The organism is Bacillus sp. D48C (genome assembly GCF_053345735.1).
This window is the reverse complement of sequence record NZ_JBKFAQ010000004.1, coordinates 51,480-67,954: the sequence shown is the minus strand read 5'-3', so window position 1 is coordinate 67,954 and position 16,475 is coordinate 51,480. Positions and strand designations below refer to the sequence as shown.

Genomic DNA, 16,475 nt, shown 5'->3' with positions numbered 1-16,475 from the left:
TATCACTCCTCTATGTTTCTCGCTTCTTTTCGTCCGCGGTGTAATTCAATTTTTACTTTCGCTAATGAGAGACCAGTCATTTCTGCTATTTCCTTATAGGAGAATCCATAGTAATCTCGTAGTAGCAGGACATTTCGTCTTTCGAGCGGAAGAGAAGATAAACTTTCTAACCAACTAGCGATCTCAAATTTTACGAAATATTCATGTTCTGTACTTGGCGCGTTTGGTAAATGGAATTCTTCCACTGTAGTTGTTTTATATTTTTTTTCTTTTCGATACCAATCGATAAAGGCGTTGTAGGCAATTGTAAATAACCACGGCCTAATTTCTTCCCCTTTATAATAGTCAATATGGACGAGCATTCGGTAAAATGTTTCTTGCATGAGATCTTCCGCATAGGGGGAATCTCCGGTTAGGGAGAGAAGATAGCGAAATAAATCTTGCATATGTTCTGAGTAAATATTGTTTACGTTTCACTACATTTCCCTCCCTTCATACATAACAACGAAATACATATAAAAAAGTTACAATTTTTTATGGAATTATAGTAAAAAACGTCAAGAATTGGATAGGATTCTCTTTTATCATAATACATATAAGGCGGGTGAATAGAGATGGAAAGCTATGAAACACAAATTCAAAGGTCAATTGATTATATCGAGGAAGATGTAATGGAAAAACAAACGCTGCGTAATTTAGCGCGGGTTGCAGGTTTTTCTGAGTCGCATTTTCATCGTGTATTTCAGGCGTTAGTAGGGGATACAGTAATGGAGTATGTTCGAAAGAGGAGGTTAGCCCGGGCAGCTTATCAACTTTCTCATACGGATGAAAAAGTTATTGATATCGCGTTTGAACATGGCTTTCAATCTCACGAAACGTTCACGAGAGCCTTTAAAAAATTATTTCAAATGACACCGAGTGAATATCGAAAACAAGAAATCGAAACACCGATGTATTACAGAGTGAATGTAAAGCAAAGAAAATTAAATCCGTATTTAGGGGGCATACAAATGGAATATCGTATTGTAAATAAACCAGAATTTTTAGTGGCGGGTTATGAATTGAAGACGACAAGTAAAGAAGGGAAAAACCATCAAGACATTCCAGTATTTTGGCAAGAATATTTACAAAAAGATCTTGGGACAACGATTCCGAATCGTAAAGATACGAGCCAATGGGTAGAGCTTGGATTATGTACTGATTTTAATTTAGAAACAGGAGACTTCACTTATATTATCGGAATGGAAGTTACAGATTTTGAAAATGTACCAAATGAAATTGCAAAGCGTACTTTCCCGGCAGCAACATATGCAGTATTTACAACGCCGAAAGTTCCTCATGAAGAAATGGTATCGTCTATTCACCAAACTTGGAATGCAGTATTCTCAGAATGGTTCCCGCATTCAGGATATGAACATTGCGGAGTTACAGAGTTTGAACTGTACGATGAGCGTTGCCACGAAGATAAGAGTGAGTTTGCACAAGTAGAGCTTTGGATACCGGTGAAGAAAAAATAATAGGGTAAGAGCGAATCATTGGGAGATGGTTCGCTTTTTCATGAAGGGGGAAATAGGAAAATGTTCAAAAAACTAGAATGTGTATCTATACATACGAAAGATATAGAAAAATCAGTTTCTTTCTATAAAGAAATGGGAATGAAGCAAAACTGGATGATAGAAAGAGAAATAGAAGAAGGAGCTATTTGGACGTTAATAGGATTGAAATTTCCAGATGAGAAAAGTTCGGAGTTAGTAATAAGCAATCATCCGGATATTAATTTTACGGAAGTGGAAGTATTAGTAGAAGATGTACAACAAACGTATGAAAGTTTAAAAGATAATAAAGATGTAAAATGGATTCGCGAACCATTTCCAACGGAATCAGGACATGTTGCAGTAATGGAAGCACCTGATGAGAATGTGTTTGTGTTAGTAGGGAAATAGCTAAAATATGGAGATGACCTTTCATAGTGAGTTGTGAAAGGTTATTTTTACGAGTAGATTGTTAAATTTGTATTGCCTCATCTGTAATACATTTAAAAATGGTAAAATAAAGTAGCAATTAAATATTGCGGGTGGAAGGTTATGCCCTTTCTTCATTTAATGGAGTAAGGAGGTGTAATCGTATGGAATTTCTTTTGCAAATTTTGTTGGAAATCACAAAAACTATAGCTAGAGAAGGTATAGTTTTGGGATTTAAGAAATTAACGGCAAAAAAGCGCAAAAAGAAGACCACCCGTCTGCCTGCGAAGCGTGGGAAGTCTTCTAAGCGCAAATAAGCTTTAGTTGCAACCTTCCACCTCGCGGTAATTAGTTGCAGTGACGGGGTGTTGGAAGCACCTCGTCTACTTCATTTTATGCAAAACTTATTTAGTTTATACTTCTATTTATAGTATAACAGTTTAGAAATGTATTTGTTAATAGTTTTATTTTTACTTTGTATAGTAGGGGAAGTAGACTGGTATTGTTGGTTTTTGTTGGCAATTCGATATATCTTAAAAATCGCTGATATAACTTCATATACCGCCGAACTATCGCAATAAGCTAGAATAAAAGGCGAGTAACATAATTTCATGTACCATCAAACTTCCCCATAAGAAAAGACGCCACATAGCGTCTTTCCTACGAACGAAACGGAAACACAAGAATAATCGTCGTTCCTTTTCCGAGTGCACTATCAACGGAAATTGTCCCGTTATGAGCATGAACGAGCTGTTTTGTAATGGCTAGGCCAAGTCCAGTTCCGATGTTGCTTTCTTCTGTGTTTGTTCCGCGGTAATATCGTTCAAATAGAAGTTCTTTCGTTTTTTCATCCATTCCTTTTCCGTCATCCGAAATGGAGAGTATAAAGGAATTGGCGTTTTGTGATAGTTTTACGATGACAGTAGTTGTTTCGTTATTATGTTTTACAGCATTTACGAGTAAGTTTTCGATAATACGCTGGAACCATTTTTCTTCAATGAAATATTGAATTTTATTTGAGCTCGGTACGAATTCAATATTTTGATTTTGAAGTGTTGGATTATTAATAAATTGCAATAATACTTTTTGGACGAAATGATTGATTTCAACGTTTACGTGCTGTGCAGGAAGGCTATTATTTTTTAATTGATACGTTAAGCTTAAATCATCAATTAATGTCGTCATATATTGAGATTTCTCTTTCATAACACTACCAAATTGTTGAATATCACAATCGGTCCAGTTGTATTGATTTGATTCTAGTAATAATGCGTAGCCATATATAGAGCTAAGTGGTGTTTTTAAATCATGCGTTAGACCGGTAATCCATTCTTCTCGTGTTTGCTGAAGTACTTGCCTCATCGCATCATTTTTCTTGAGTGTAATAGAAAGGTGTTCTAGTGAACTTGTCACATCTCTAAACAAACGGAATGACCATTTTTCTTTACCAGATCGCCGGAACCTGACAGGCTTTCCTTTTTTACTAATAGGTTCTTCATACTTTCCACCAGCGATATTTTTAAGCCAGCGCATCGCATGTAATAACGGTTTCCCGAATTTATTACCATACCAAATAGAAAGAATGACTAAATAAACAAATACGATAAGAAGGATTAATCCGCATCCAATGAGAAACTTCTTAGTAAATACATCTTCAATTTCGTCATCTGGGTAGTAGTGATCATTTTTTGCAGTTACAACGAGAAGGTTGCCACTATTTGCATCGTAAAAGCTAGACGTGTTTTCTTTATGATTCCAAGGTTCTTTTTCATTAAGGGCGATTTGTATTGCTGAAAATGTTTTTTTCTTTCCGGTTGTATAAGAAAAAACCTCTTCGCCATTTTGATTAAATATTTGAAGTGCTGCTTTTTCTTTAGACAGTAACTGTTTTTCTTGATCTGTTAATGTGAACGAATCCATTGTTAAAGAGGAATGCTCCTTTTGAATTGCTGTTAATAAAGCATTGCTTTTTAACATACCACCATAAATAACAAGTACTTTCTTTTCTTCTAATTCAATTTCCCAATATGTAAATTTATAATTACTTTCGATATGATGTTGTATATATGCGACTAAAGATGTCTTCGTATAAGCATTCGGAACATCATTTGGTGTATTAAAGTGGTAGAGGATTTTTCCGTTTTCATCTACAACTTGGAGCCAATCATTTTTCTCCTTTATTAAATCTTGCACTTCAGATTGTAATGAAATATGCCCATCTTCTGAAGAGATGTATCTTGAAATCGTAAAACTATCAGAATCTGGAATGTTAGGTTCATATAAAGTACTAGTAAGAAGAAAAATTAAATAAGTAAAAGCAGCAACTACAGCGATAAGTAATGTAACTAAAACAAAAACGTGTTGCATGATAAATTGAATAATAAGTCGTTTATTAAAATTCATATCGTCACCCTACTTTGTAACGAACTTATAACCAAGGCCGCGAACAGTTTTTATATATTCTGGTTTACTTGGATCGTGTTCAATTTTTTCACGTAGTTTTCGAATGTGGACCATAACAGTGTTGTCATCGCCATTATAGGCAGGTGCTCCCCAAACTTTTTCGTATATTTCCTCTTTCGAAAATACGTAGTTCGGATTCTCGCAAAAGAAGAGTAGTAGTTGAAAGAGTTGAGCGGAACATTCGACAATGTGACCATCCACTGTCAGTTCTGCAGAGTGTTGATCAATTTCAAATCTTCCAAATGAAATCGAGTGTGATTTTTGTTCGTGCGGTACTGCTTGTTTCATATGTCTCCGAAGCTGTGCTTTCATGCGTGCTACTACTTCTAATGGATTAAAGGGCTTCGTAATATAATCATCCGCACCGTATGAAAATCCAGATATTTTATCTAAATCAGATGCTTTTGCTGATAGGAAGAAAATGGGACAATCTGTTTGTTGGCGAATGATTGGACAAATATCAAAACCAGATTGTCCAGGAAGCATTACATCTAAAATAATTAAATCGTAATTGTTTTCCTTAGTTAGAGATAAAGCTATTTCAGCTGATGTTGCAGTTGTAATATGAGAAAAACCTTCTTTTTCAAGAATGGTAGTTAGTAATTGTAAAATTGCTGTTTCATCATCAACGAGTAAAATATTTGCTTGGTACATAAAAATCCCTCCTAATTTTCTCGAATATCATATCATCCTTTTGTAACTTATGGAATTTTTAAGGAAATTTTAAGGTTTTCTTTCGCAAAAAATTAAGAATCAAATGATATGATAAAAGTAACATAGGGGAGGAGATGAGTGTGAATCCGTTTCAAGTGATGCGAGCTAGATATTTTTTAATTGTATTTGCACTATTAATTTTAATAGCGAGAAGTAGTGGCGATTTGCTAACAAGTATATTTCATATACAAAATTCTTCTTTTATAAATATCCTTATATTCTATATCCTTCCGATGGTATGGATTTTTTATGAGTATAAAAAGCATCGCATTTCATTTTCATTGTTTGTTAATAAAAATGAAACATTTAACTTGGTGCAAGTTTTATACATTACGGTTATGTTATGCATATTTAGTTACGGGTATCTTATTTTGTATATGTATAGTTTTGCATGGATCACACCAGACTTTATTATGAATGCATTGCATGAACCGATTATAGATAGTACTGGGGGATATGTATATCAAGTCATTAGGGTTGTATTCATCGCACCAATTATCGGGGAGTTTGTTTTTCGCGGATTTTTACTTCAACGCTTTGCAACAAAATGGGGAACGAGCATAGCGACCATCGTTGTAGCAATATTGTTTGCATTGTTACATGTTGATTTCCTCGGTGCAGCCATATTCAGCATCGTATTGTCGATCGTATATATTCGTACGGAAAGTTTACTCATGCCAATTGCAATACATATGTTAAACAATGCATTTGTAATGGGCGCGTCTTTTTTAATAAGTAGAGAAAAAATTATGAGTTTTGCAGACTTCTCAAATTATACGACATTCTTTCCTGGACTTATTATATTTATAACGGGATTAAACTTAGTACTTATCTTTTTATTTGTTAATCGCAAGTATTGGAGTAAAGAAGTGCCAGTTATATATGCAGAGCAGGAAAAGAGCTTTTCAGATGTAGTCGGGAGTAAATAAGATGAAGAAGACGGTTGAAAAAATATTAAAAGAAATTATAGATGCTACGTCTATTGCAGATATGTGTGATAAAAGCTTTTGTAATTGGATTCAACCTGTAGTAGATACGTTTGTGTTTCCAGAGTATTATTTGTTTTCTAGTAATCATTTAAAAGAAAATATTATTTCTCTTCTTATTGTATTAGGAGTTGTACTAATATTTGGTCTAATTGTAGAAGAAATGATGAAGCGCATCTTCAGAAAAAATGGAGAGAAGTATATGTGGGTTCATAAAGTATTCGAGAAAGTAATAGTGGCTTTCCTTTTGTTTTATAGTATGAAAACAATTATTTACTTTATAGCTTTGAAACATCATTAATTCTAAATTTGAAAGGGATGTATAAAATTATATGAATGAAACGATATCATCAAATAAGTTTTTTTATTTGATTTTACTTAGTCTAGTGTTAATAACGACAGTGAATGTTATTTTGCGCTGGGAGGAAGCTTACTTTTTCATGTATTTAGCGCTCCATTTGTTGGGGATTTTATGTATAAGTGGTGGAGTCGTTACTGAAAAAAAGAGTGAAGAAAGCGTTAACTATATGTGTGTGATCGGTCTTATTTTACTTTTAGCTGTACAGGGTATTATGAAATATAGTTCCTTCTCTTTACAAGATTTTAGTTTATTAATAGATGTACTTCCTTAAAGAGGCTCTTTATGTTATCTAAAAAGCAAGTAGGGTACGTACTAGTTTTAATCGGATTTTTTAAGATTATCCCGCTATTTGCCGGGCAGTAAGACCCCACTGATTAAAGTTTCGTTTTATTATAACGACGCTATTCTTTCAAGACTATGAGTATATTTGATATGTAAAAGGCGTTGGTTTGTAAGTGCTTCCGGATTATGAACCGAAGAAAGTGTTTAAAGATAGGTAAAACTCTTCTTATGTAGAAGAGTTTTTTTATGTAAATAAAAAGATCCATAGCAATTCACATAATAAGCTTGTTCTAATTTAGCGTGTACGAACTTACAATAATAATAGACAGGCAGCATAGAGGAGGGAATAGCGTGAGGAAGGTTATTGGTTGGTCGCTTTTTTTGTACGTTGGATTTGCGTTACTTATATATTGGTATTTATTTGGATGGAATCATGAACTTATTCCGGACATGTATAAAGGAACAAGTGCAGATCCAGAAACGTTTATGAGTGCTAGAGAGCTTACGCTAAGCCAAGATTATTCGCGCGTGAAAAATTTACTATACTTTTTAGCGACGCCTCTTGAATGGATTATTTTATTATTTGTACTTGTGCTAGGTATTTCAAGAAAGTTTGAGAAATGGTCGAAGGAAACGACTAAAATAAGTGTCTTGCAAGTTGCGATTTATTTCTTTTATTTATCATTACTGACAACAGTGCTTGCCTTACCGATGCAATGGATTGGCCGGAAAGTATCCGTTGATTACGGCATTTCAACACAAAGTACACAAAGCTGGATAAAAGATCATGTTATCGGTTTTTGGGAAAGTTATGCGACTATGTTAATCGTAGTTACCGTTCTATTATGGCTTATCCGTAAATTTCCGAAGAGGTGGTGGCTAGCAGGGTGGGCGCTCTCTGTTCCATTTACAATCTTTTTAACATTCATACAGCCTGTCGTTATTGATCCGCTTTATAACGACTTCTCAACGCTGAAAAATAAAGAATTAGAAACGAAAATTTTAGCGATAGCAGACAAAGCTGACATTCCTGCTAAACACGTATATGAAGTAAATATGTCAGAAAAAACGAATGCATTAAATGCTTACGTAACAGGAATTGGTCCTAACGCCCGTATTGTAATGTGGGATACAACGCTTAAGCAGTTAAAAGATAAAGAGATATTATTTATCATGGCTCATGAAATGGGACATTATGTTATGAAGCATATATACTTTGGCGTTGCAAGTTATGTATTGCTATCGTTTATAGGTATGTTTTTAATTAGTCGTATTATAAATATGTGTATTCGCAAATGGGGAGATACATTGCAAATTTCAAAAGTGGCATGTTTCTCCATTTTACCTTTATTTTTCTTAATTTCTTCTATACTCTCTTTTGCAGCACAACCAGCAACAAACTACGTTTCACGTATAGAAGAAAGAGCGGCAGATCAATATGCTTTAAATATGACGAAGGACGGGAAATCTGGTGTGAAAACTTTTCAATATTTATCAAAAACAAGTTTAAGCCAAGTAAATCCGCCTGCGTTAGTGAAGTTTTTCTTATACACCCACCCACCAATTTTTGAAAGAATTCACACGTTTGAACAATATGAGAAACAAAGCAAAAAGGAGTAGCATGATAGCTACTTCTTTTTTTATAGAGATATAAGTTTGATATTGGGAATATTTATCATTGCTTTTTATTGAGATTTTGTAAATAATAAGCTATAAAATTCTAAAAATCTATATATAAAGGAATAAAGGTGGAAAAATGTATTTTTTACAAAATTTAAAAGTGAAATATAAATTATTATCGCTTATTTCATTAGCAGTTTTAGGTATGGTAATTATGAGCAGTGTAGCAATTAATTCCATTAATAAGATTAAGCACGATACAGAGGTTGTAGTAGATGATTATCAATATTCTGCAATTTTATTAGAAGGAATGCTTCGCACACAAAATTCACTAGAATATAACTTATTAGAATTAATTACTGCATCACAAAATGAAGTGGCAAATAAAGAGGGGATAATTGATAATATTGAAAAGGATCTTAAAAAATATGATTCTTTATTAAAAGAATATGATGATGGTTTTAATTTAAGTAAGCAAGAGGATGAACTGTTTCAGAAGATGAAGAAATCTTTGCCAAGTTATAAAGATACATATAAAAAATTATTTGAAAAGGCGAAGGCAACAAATGAGTCACAAATGGTAAATGAATTTCAGAAGGAATTAAAACCGAAGGGAATAGAGTTAGCTGGTTATGCAGTGGATCTAGAATCGTATGTTTCAAACTTAGCTGATCAAGTGTTTAAAGATTCTCAAAAAATGATTGATCGATCCGTTATTACCTTTATCATTCTTGTAGTAGTTACTACAATCGTTATATGTATAGTAAGTTATATTATTAGTAGGCTTATAGTTGCTCCGTTACAAACGGTTAGTCGTATGATGGAAAGAGCGAAAGAAGGAGATTTAACTGTACATGGTGATTATAATGCTAAGGATGAATTAGGTGTATTAGTAAGTAATTTTAACGAGATGATTGCAGGGCTAAGAACAAATATGCAAGAAGTAGAGAATAATATTCAGCTTTTATTCCAACATGCAGACGGAGTAGCATCTGCATCAGAAGTATCTAGTAGTGCAGCGAAGAAAATCACTATGGATATTGAAGAAGTTGCAAATGGTGCAGAGAGTCAAATGCAAGCAATGGAACAAACTGCGGGTGCGATGGAAGAATTGACACAAGGAATGCAGAGTATAGTCAATACATCGTCCTCTGTAAATGAATTGTCTGCTCAATCAGCATTAGATGCAGAGAATGGTAACAAATTAATGAAACAAATGATTCAACAGATGGATACAATCCAAAATTCGGTACATAGCGGTGTGAAACAAGTAGAGACTATGAAAGAACAATCAGAAGAAATTGTTAAAATCATTGATGTTATGCAAGGTATTACCTCTCAGATTAACTTATTAGCATTAAACGCCGCAATTGAGGCTGCACGTGCTGGTGAAAGTGGTAGAGGATTTGCAATTGTGGCAGATGAAGTGCGGAAATTAGCAGAACAATCTAGTGATTCTGCAAAACAAATTGAGAATCTTATTACTCAAGTTATGGGAACAACGAACCATACGGTACATATGATGGGGAAAGTAGATAATGAGGTACAGGCAGGTACACAAGTAGTAATGCACACAGAAAAAGTATTTGGAACAATTACAGAAAAAGTACAGCAAGTATCTGAGCAAATTCAAACGGTATCTATGTCTACAGATGAAATTGCAGCGAGTAGTGAGGAAATCTCGGCTTCTGCAGAAGACATGGCTCAAATTTCCCAAAGATCATCTGACCGAACTGATAGGGTAAAAGAGTCTATTCAACAGCAAGAAAAATCTGTTCAAGAGATTTCGGTTTCAATTGAACATATGCATAACGCAGCAGGAAAATTAAAACAAATAGTTGGCCAATTTACTCTTCAAAAGTAGTAGCATATTTGAGTGTTAATAAATATAAAAAAGCATCCTCTTTTAAGAAAAAAGGATGCTTTTTTTATTACTACTATTCTTAGATTTCGAGCATTTTCAAGGTGATGATCTGTACATACTAGATTTGTATATTACTTATTTTTTGACAGTTTAAGACATTTATCGACGAGAATTATTTCTGTATTAGTGTTTTTAGATCCTGCTGTTGCAATATTATTAGATACTGTTTTTACCGGATTTAGACCAACTAGTATGCAAGTAGTAGGGATTATCCTTATATTTGTAGGGATGGCGCTAACTTTTCGCAAGGGAAGAGAAGGCGAGTTATCAGTGGAGAGGAATGCTACCTCTGAAATATAAATCATGAATATAGTAACCTTCATTAGGCATCTCCTTTACGCGCCAATAAAGGGAAGTTGTAAAGTGAAAAGGAGTTTATAAAGAGATTGTAGAATGTTTTAGTATATAACACCTTAGATGTGACAACTTCCTTTTTGAAAAAGGAAGAAGGAGGCATAAAGCAGAAAGGTAGTGGAAATATTTCTTCTAGAAGATTTGCATTTTATCTTACATTCACCAAAAAATAGTACTCCTGAAACAATGAAGTTCATTTTATTTGAATGAAATAGGGAGAGAGGACGATGAAGAAAAAAATATTGGGTGTAATGATGATTGCGACAATGGCAGGAGGGATATTTGCAGGGACGAATGTGACGCCTGTAAAAGCGGAAGAGTATCCACAAATGATTGTGTTTGAAGATGTTCCATACGGGTTTTGGGCATATGACGCTATTATGGATTTAGCATATCATAAAATTATATTAGGGTATGGAAACGGGAAGTATGGTGTTGGTGATCTTACAACACGTGAACAAGTAGCTGGTATTATTTACAGAACACTTGAAATGAAAGAAGAAGGATCAGTAGCGAATCCGTATAAAGATATTTCTGATAGTACAACAACTTTTAAAAAGGAAATTTTGGCGTTAACAAAACGTGGTGTTTTTACAGGGGATGGGCAAGGGAACTTTAGGCCGAAAGCACCAGTCTCTAGAGCGGAAATGGCTGTCATTTTAAAACGAGCATTTACTTTTGAAACGAAGCAAAAACATACATTTAAAGATATTCCAAAAGGCCACTGGGCAGAAGATGCAATTAGTGCGCTACAATCTAATAATGTTGTAAGAGGAACTGGGAATGGCATGTATGAATTAAATCGCCCTGTACCTAGAGAACAATATGCTCAATTTATTAATAATGCGATTATTAATTATCATTTGAAAGAGGATTGGAGATAGAGTGAAATATGAAAGCACAAATAGAAATATTTGTGCTTTTTTGTTTGTTTAAAAAAGAATTATTATTCGTTTTTATGTATTTTTAATGTTATACATAAGCTTTATAATCAACCCCATAAAAAAGACATGATGTGTAATATGATTCACAAAACCGTCACGAAATGTGTCGGAAAATATATTGTTACTATACTATTTGTTATGTATATTTGAAAAAACATATACATATTGGGGAGGAAATGTAATGAGCAAAAAATTATTAAAAACAGCTACAGCATTAACAATTATGGGTGGGGTGTTATTCTCAGCAGAGAGTAACAATGTAAAAGCGGAAAGTGCACCGTTGCAAAAAACAAATACAATTGTATTTAAAGATGTACCAAAAGGGCATTGGGCATATGAGGCGATTCATGATTTAGCGGAACAAGAAATTATTTTGGGATATGGCGATGGAATATTCGGTTTTGGGGATAATGTAACACGTGAGCAAGTTGCAGCTTTAATTTACCGTGTGTTTGATATGGAAGAACAAGATGAATATGAAAACCCATATGGAGATATCGATGAAAATTCAACAAGCTTTATCGAGGAAATATTGGCTTTAACGGAAATGGGAATTTTCCAGGGAGACGAGAATGGAAACTTTAGACCGAAGGCGACGTTAACGCGTGCGGAAATGGCACAAGTTCTTACGAATGCTTTTGACTTACAGGCAAAGGGATCTCATAACTTTAATGATGTTTCAGCAAATTCATGGGCAACGAATGCAATTAGTGCAGTACAAACAAATGGTATTACAATGGGAATCGGAGAAGGTAAATTTGGTCCGTCTATGAAGGTAACGAGAGAACAATACGCACAGTTTTTACATAGAGCAATATTGCATGATATGGAACAAGGGCAGTAATAAAGTTTAACTAGTCAAAGTTAAATTTAAAAATAATACAAAAAGGTCGTTGTTGTATAACAGCGGCCTTTTTTTGTATGAAATAAAGCGCGAAAGAATGGCGTTTTGAAAAAAAATGAAGTGAATTTTCAAAAAAAACTTCCTTTTCTGAAGATTTGTTATATAATATAAAACATGAAATCAAATCTGTTATAAAACAGTTTAAGAAGGGGATGCTAATATGTCGACGCAAACTTCACGGGTTACACTCGTTGGAGAAATGTTACCAGCGTACAACGAAATATTGACACCTGAGGTGCTTAGTTTTTTGAAGGAACTACATGAGAATTTTAATGAGCGCCGCATAGAACTTTTACAAAAACGTGTAGAAAAACAAAAGAGAATTGATGCAGGGGAGTTTCCGAAGTTTCTAGAAGAAACAAAACACATACGTGAAGCGGATTGGACAATTGCCAAGCTGCCAAAAGACTTAGAGGATCGCCGCGTAGAGATTACTGGACCGGTAGATAGAAAGATGGTCATTAACGCTTTAAATTCAGGAGCGCATCTTTTTATGGCGGATTTTGAAGATTCGAATTCACCAACTTGGGAAAATGCAGTGGAAGGTCAAATCAACTTACGAGATGCAGTAAAGGGAACGATTTCACATGAAAATGATAAAGGGAAAGAATATAGATTAAATGAGAAAACAGCTGTACTCATTGTACGTCCAAGAGGATGGCATTTAGAGGAAAAGCATATGCAAGTTGATGGGGAAAATATGTCAGGTAGCTTAGTAGATTTCGGCTTGTACTTTTTCCATAATGCGAAAGCTCTTTTAGCAAAAGGGAGCGGCCCATACTTTTACTTACCGAAAATGGAAAGTTATTTAGAAGCGAGATTATGGAATGATGTATTCGTATTTGCTCAAAAATATATCGGCATTCCAAATGGAACGATTAAAGCAACTGTGTTACTGGAAACGATTCACGCTTCGTTTGAAATGGATGAAATTTTGTATGAGCTAAAAGATCATTCTGCTGGCTTAAACTGTGGAAGATGGGATTATATTTTTAGCTTTTTAAAGAGTTTCCGTAATCATAATAAATTCTTACTACCAGATAGAGCACAAGTCACGATGACAGCGCCATTTATGCGTTCGTATTCTTTGAAAGTAATTCAAACGTGTCACCGCCGTAATGCACCAGCAATTGGAGGAATGGCGGCACAAATTCCGATTAAAAATAATCCAGAAGCGAATGAAGCAGCTTTTGAAAAAGTGCGTGCTGATAAGGAGCGCGAAGCTTTAGACGGTCATGACGGGACTTGGGTTGCTCACCCTGGACTTGTACCGGTTGCAATGGAAGTATTTAATCACATTATGAAAACACCAAATCAAATTTTCAGAAAACGTGAAGAAATATGTGTAACAGAAAACGATTTACTAGAGGTACCGGTGGGAACGATTACAGAAGAGGGCCTTCGCATGAATATTAGCGTAGGTATTCAATATATTGCATCTTGGTTAAGCGGACGGGGAGCAGCACCCATTTATAACTTAATGGAAGATGCGGCAACTGCTGAAATTTCAAGAGCACAAGTATGGCAATGGATTCGTCATGAAGGTGGAAAACTAAATGATGGTCGTAATATTACGCTTGAATTAATGGAAGAGCTAAAAGAAGAAGAATTAGCAAAAATAGAAAGAGAGATTGGTAAGGAAGCCTTTAAGAAAGGGAGATTCCAAGAGGCGACAATGTTGTTTACAAATCTCGTTCGAAATGATGAATTCGTACCATTTTTAACATTACCAGGTTATGAAATTTTATAAAAAATGAAAAGGGGATGGAATAAATGAAAAACGAAAGAATTGAGAAATTACAAGAAAGCTGGGAATTAGATGAGCGTTGGAAAGGGATCACACGTCCATATTCGGCAGAAGATGTAATTCGCCTGCGCGGATCAATTGATATTGAACATACATTAGCGCGCCGCGGTGCTGAGAAGCTTTGGACATCGCTTCATACAGAAGACTATATTAACGCACTTGGCGCATTAACAGGAAATCAAGCGATGCAACAAGTAAAAGCTGGGTTAAAAGCGATTTACTTAAGTGGTTGGCAAGTGGCAGCTGATGCAAACCTTTCTGGACATATGTATCCAGACCAAAGTTTATATCCAGCGAACAGCGTACCTGCTGTAGTGAAACGAATTAATCAAACACTTCAACGTGCGGATCAAATTCAACATATGGAAGGAAGCGATGATACAGACTATTTCGTACCGATTGTAGCAGATGCAGAAGCTGGATTTGGTGGACAATTAAACGTATTCGAACTGATGAAAGGTATGATTGAAGCAGGTGCATCAGGTGTGCATTTTGAAGATCAATTATCTTCAGAGAAAAAATGTGGCCATTTAGGTGGAAAAGTACTACTACCAACGCAAACAGCGGTACGTAATTTAATTTCTGCACGTCTTGCAGCAGATGTAATGGGAGTGCCAACAATTATCGTTGCAAGAACAGATGCAGATGCAGCTGATTTAATTACGAGCGATATCGATCCTGTTGATAAAGCATTTATTACAGGAGAAAGAACACCAGAAGGATTTTACCGTACGAATGCAGGTCTTGATCAAGCGATTGCGCGCGGTTTAGCGTATGCACCGTATGCAGACCTCGTTTGGTGTGAAACGTCGGAACCAAATTTAGAAGATGCAAAACGATTTGCGGACGCAATTCATAAGGAGCATCCAGGAAAGTTACTTGCATATAACTGTTCACCTTCATTCAACTGGAAACAAAAACTAGATGAAAAAACAATTGCGAGCTTCCAAAAGGAAATCGCATCTTACGGTTATAAGTTCCAATTCGTAACACTTGCTGGATTCCATTCATTAAATTACGGTATGTTTGAACTAGCACGTGGCTATAAAGAGCGCGGCATGGCAGCATACTCTGAACTACAACAAGCTGAATTTGCCGCAGAAAAACACGGCTACTCTGCAACACGTCATCAACGCGAAGTAGGAACAGGTTACTTTGATGAAGTTGCACAAGTGATTACAGGCGGAACTTCATCAACGACAGCGTTAAAAGGATCTACAGAAGAAGCACAGTTTACGAAATAAAAGGAAGGGGCACCTGTTTGAAGGGGGCCCCTTGTTATTTTGTGAACGATTCGAAAAGAGATATCAATTTATCGGCAAAAAACGATACTAACTTTTCTTTATTACTAAATCAACGCCACTCAGCCCTATGATTACGAATAAACTTCATATCTTTCTCATAATGCTCTAGATGTCCTTCATCAATCATTCTTTGGAAATTCAAGTCGCCTTCTTGCGCTTTTCGTTTCATATATGTACATAACCCTTCTAATCGTAGCAACACCATTCCTAAGTAATCTTCATCCATATTTTTACCATAGGACTGAACGAATAATTTCACTCTCTCTTTAATACGATCTGCATGTTGCGATGATTCATAATGAATGGCTTCACCAGATTCTGTATAATACACTCTACTTAAAGGCACACAAGTATAAAGTGTATAAGCGATATCCCATAGTCTTGGACCAGGAGCAGCAACATCGAAATCAATAATCCCTACTGGCTTCTCATTATTAAAAATAATGTTATATATGGCAAAATCATTGTGGCATAAAACCTCAATGTTATTTGGCGTGTGATCCATCGGTTTCCAATCATCTAATAACGGAAAATCACTTACAGCATCATGGTAAAGGCGGAGCATCTTTGCGATTCCTTTTAATACATCATTAGATCGCATATATTCTTTTAAAGGATAATTCCCAGCTTCTCCTTCAATAAAGGATAAAACCTCTCTATCTTCTTCATCTACACCTAAAAACTTTGGAGTATAATGAAATCCTTTGTTTTCTAAGTGTTGTAATAGCTTATGGATTTTTGCGCTATCTGGCTTTAACTCTCGACGAACAGTATTTTCAGAACGATATACGTTCGAAACGTTTCCGCCTGTTAGCTTTTCTTCGTTATCATAGTTTGACATGTGAAAATTC

16 protein-coding genes and 2 pseudogenes are annotated in these 16,475 nt (G+C 35.1%); 14 read left to right on the top strand and 4 right to left on the bottom strand.

Features of this window, described 5'->3' with window-relative positions; genetic code table 11:
• Positions 1-2 precede the first annotated feature (2 nt).
• Positions 3-446 carry an RNA polymerase sigma factor gene (locus ACLBXA_RS12170; protein WP_098900025.1) on the bottom strand — a complete coding sequence of 148 codons (444 nt, stop codon included), beginning with the start codon at positions 444-446 and terminating at the stop codon, positions 3-5.
• A 168-nt stretch (positions 447-614) separates the two neighbouring features.
• Between ACLBXA_RS12170 and ACLBXA_RS12165 the strand changes: the two genes are divergently transcribed.
• From ACLBXA_RS12165 to ACLBXA_RS12155, 3 genes are all read left to right on the top strand, one after another.
• The gene (locus ACLBXA_RS12165) at positions 615-1,517 is read left to right on the top strand and encodes an AraC family transcriptional regulator (RefSeq protein ID WP_000446857.1); all 903 of its coding nucleotides are present in this window, start codon (positions 615-617) and stop codon (positions 1,515-1,517) included.
• 60 nt (positions 1,518-1,577) lie between these two features.
• On the top strand, positions 1,578-1,943 hold the full coding sequence (locus ACLBXA_RS12160; RefSeq protein WP_000473636.1) for a VOC family protein: 366 nt from the start codon (positions 1,578-1,580) through the stop codon (positions 1,941-1,943).
• A gap of 182 nt (positions 1,944-2,125) precedes the next feature.
• Entirely contained in the window at positions 2,126-2,278 is a 153-nt protein-coding gene (locus ACLBXA_RS12155; protein WP_000394945.1) for a hypothetical protein, read from the top strand.
• A gap of 343 nt (positions 2,279-2,621) precedes the next feature.
• Here ACLBXA_RS12155 and ACLBXA_RS12150 read toward each other — a convergent pair whose 3' ends face one another.
• Together ACLBXA_RS12150 and ACLBXA_RS12145 are read right to left on the bottom strand one after the other, a co-directional pair.
• Positions 2,622-4,364, bottom strand: a complete 1,743-nt coding sequence (locus ACLBXA_RS12150) for a sensor histidine kinase (protein WP_086390232.1) — start codon at positions 4,362-4,364, stop codon at positions 2,622-2,624.
• A 9-nt stretch (positions 4,365-4,373) separates the two neighbouring features.
• A complete protein-coding gene (locus tag ACLBXA_RS12145; protein WP_000283858.1) occupies positions 4,374-5,078 on the bottom strand; it encodes a response regulator transcription factor in 705 nt (234 codons plus the stop codon).
• 140 nt (positions 5,079-5,218) lie between these two features.
• Here ACLBXA_RS12145 and ACLBXA_RS12140 point away from each other — a divergent pair, with 140 nt between their 5' ends.
• From ACLBXA_RS12140 to aceA, 11 genes and pseudogenes are all read left to right on the top strand, one after another.
• Positions 5,219-6,067, top strand: a complete 849-nt coding sequence (locus ACLBXA_RS12140; protein WP_001067982.1) for a CPBP family intramembrane glutamic endopeptidase — start codon at positions 5,219-5,221, stop codon at positions 6,065-6,067.
• Between the two features lies 1 nt (position 6,068).
• Positions 6,069-6,425 carry a hypothetical protein gene (locus ACLBXA_RS12135; protein ID WP_000754347.1) on the top strand — a complete coding sequence of 119 codons (357 nt, stop codon included), beginning with the start codon at positions 6,069-6,071 and terminating at the stop codon, positions 6,423-6,425.
• 31 nt (positions 6,426-6,456) lie between these two features.
• Positions 6,457-6,756 (top strand): DUF2101 family protein, encoded by a 300-nt coding sequence (locus tag ACLBXA_RS12130; RefSeq protein ID WP_001006051.1) that lies wholly within the window; start codon positions 6,457-6,459, stop codon positions 6,754-6,756.
• A 362-nt stretch (positions 6,757-7,118) separates the two neighbouring features.
• A complete protein-coding gene (locus ACLBXA_RS12125) occupies positions 7,119-8,387 on the top strand; it encodes a M48 family metallopeptidase (protein ID WP_001233314.1) in 1,269 nt (422 codons plus the stop codon).
• 136 nt (positions 8,388-8,523) lie between these two features.
• Positions 8,524-9,303 (top strand): annotated as a pseudogene (locus tag ACLBXA_RS12120) (MCP four helix bundle domain-containing protein); the annotation flags it as partial.
• Complete coding sequence (locus ACLBXA_RS12115) at positions 9,298-10,251, top strand: methyl-accepting chemotaxis protein (protein ID WP_413790633.1); 954 nt, start codon at positions 9,298-9,300, stop codon at positions 10,249-10,251. The pseudogene ACLBXA_RS12120 and the gene ACLBXA_RS12115, both read left to right, overlap by 6 nt.
• A gap of 58 nt (positions 10,252-10,309) precedes the next feature.
• Positions 10,310-10,611: pseudogene (locus ACLBXA_RS12110) on the top strand (EamA family transporter); the annotation flags it as partial.
• Positions 10,612-10,892: 281 nt separating this feature from the next.
• Positions 10,893-11,549: an S-layer homology domain-containing protein gene (locus ACLBXA_RS12105; protein WP_000727105.1), complete on the top strand. Its 657-nt coding sequence runs from the start codon at positions 10,893-10,895 to the stop codon at positions 11,547-11,549.
• A gap of 241 nt (positions 11,550-11,790) precedes the next feature.
• On the top strand, positions 11,791-12,453 hold the full coding sequence (locus ACLBXA_RS12100; protein ID WP_012614769.1) for an S-layer homology domain-containing protein: 663 nt from the start codon (positions 11,791-11,793) through the stop codon (positions 12,451-12,453).
• Positions 12,454-12,673: 220 nt separating this feature from the next.
• On the top strand, positions 12,674-14,263 hold the full coding sequence (gene aceB, locus ACLBXA_RS12095; RefSeq protein WP_000107342.1) for a malate synthase A: 1,590 nt from the start codon (positions 12,674-12,676) through the stop codon (positions 14,261-14,263).
• A gap of 23 nt (positions 14,264-14,286) precedes the next feature.
• Positions 14,287-15,564 carry an isocitrate lyase gene (gene aceA, locus ACLBXA_RS12090; protein WP_000787346.1) on the top strand — a complete coding sequence of 426 codons (1,278 nt, stop codon included), beginning with the start codon at positions 14,287-14,289 and terminating at the stop codon, positions 15,562-15,564.
• Positions 15,565-15,673: 109 nt separating this feature from the next.
• On the opposite strand, the gene ACLBXA_RS12085 is transcribed toward aceA, so the two are convergent.
• The gene (locus ACLBXA_RS12085; RefSeq protein ID WP_000073811.1) at positions 15,674-16,465 is read right to left on the bottom strand and encodes a phosphotransferase; all 792 of its coding nucleotides are present in this window, start codon (positions 16,463-16,465) and stop codon (positions 15,674-15,676) included.
• Between the last annotated feature and the right edge of the window lie 10 nt (positions 16,466-16,475).

Excerpts from the sequence above, each read along its gene's own strand:
- ACLBXA_RS12170 (WP_098900025.1), bottom strand. The coding sequence starts at position 446 with ATGCAAGATTTATTTCGCTATCTTCTCTCCCTAACCGGAGATTCCCCC.
- ACLBXA_RS12165 (WP_000446857.1), top strand. The coding sequence starts at position 615 with ATGGAAAGCTATGAAACACAAATTCAAAGGTCAATTGATTATATCGAG.
- ACLBXA_RS12160 (WP_000473636.1), top strand. The coding sequence starts at position 1,578 with ATGTTCAAAAAACTAGAATGTGTATCTATACATACGAAAGATATAGAA.
- ACLBXA_RS12155 (WP_000394945.1), top strand. The coding sequence starts at position 2,126 with ATGGAATTTCTTTTGCAAATTTTGTTGGAAATCACAAAAACTATAGCT.
- ACLBXA_RS12150 (WP_086390232.1), bottom strand. The coding sequence starts at position 4,364 with ATGAATTTTAATAAACGACTTATTATTCAATTTATCATGCAACACGTT.
- ACLBXA_RS12145 (WP_000283858.1), bottom strand. The coding sequence starts at position 5,078 with ATGTACCAAGCAAATATTTTACTCGTTGATGATGAAACAGCAATTTTA.
- ACLBXA_RS12135 (WP_000754347.1), top strand. The coding sequence starts at position 6,069 with ATGAAGAAGACGGTTGAAAAAATATTAAAAGAAATTATAGATGCTACG.
- ACLBXA_RS12130 (WP_001006051.1), top strand. The coding sequence starts at position 6,457 with ATGAATGAAACGATATCATCAAATAAGTTTTTTTATTTGATTTTACTT.
- ACLBXA_RS12115 (WP_413790633.1), top strand. The coding sequence starts at position 9,298 with ATGATTGCAGGGCTAAGAACAAATATGCAAGAAGTAGAGAATAATATT.
- ACLBXA_RS12105 (WP_000727105.1), top strand. The coding sequence starts at position 10,893 with ATGAAGAAAAAAATATTGGGTGTAATGATGATTGCGACAATGGCAGGA.
- ACLBXA_RS12100 (WP_012614769.1), top strand. The coding sequence starts at position 11,791 with ATGAGCAAAAAATTATTAAAAACAGCTACAGCATTAACAATTATGGGT.
- aceB (WP_000107342.1), top strand. The coding sequence starts at position 12,674 with ATGTCGACGCAAACTTCACGGGTTACACTCGTTGGAGAAATGTTACCA.
- aceA (WP_000787346.1), top strand. The coding sequence starts at position 14,287 with ATGAAAAACGAAAGAATTGAGAAATTACAAGAAAGCTGGGAATTAGAT.
- ACLBXA_RS12085 (WP_000073811.1), bottom strand. The coding sequence starts at position 16,465 with ATGTCAAACTATGATAACGAAGAAAAGCTAACAGGCGGAAACGTTTCG.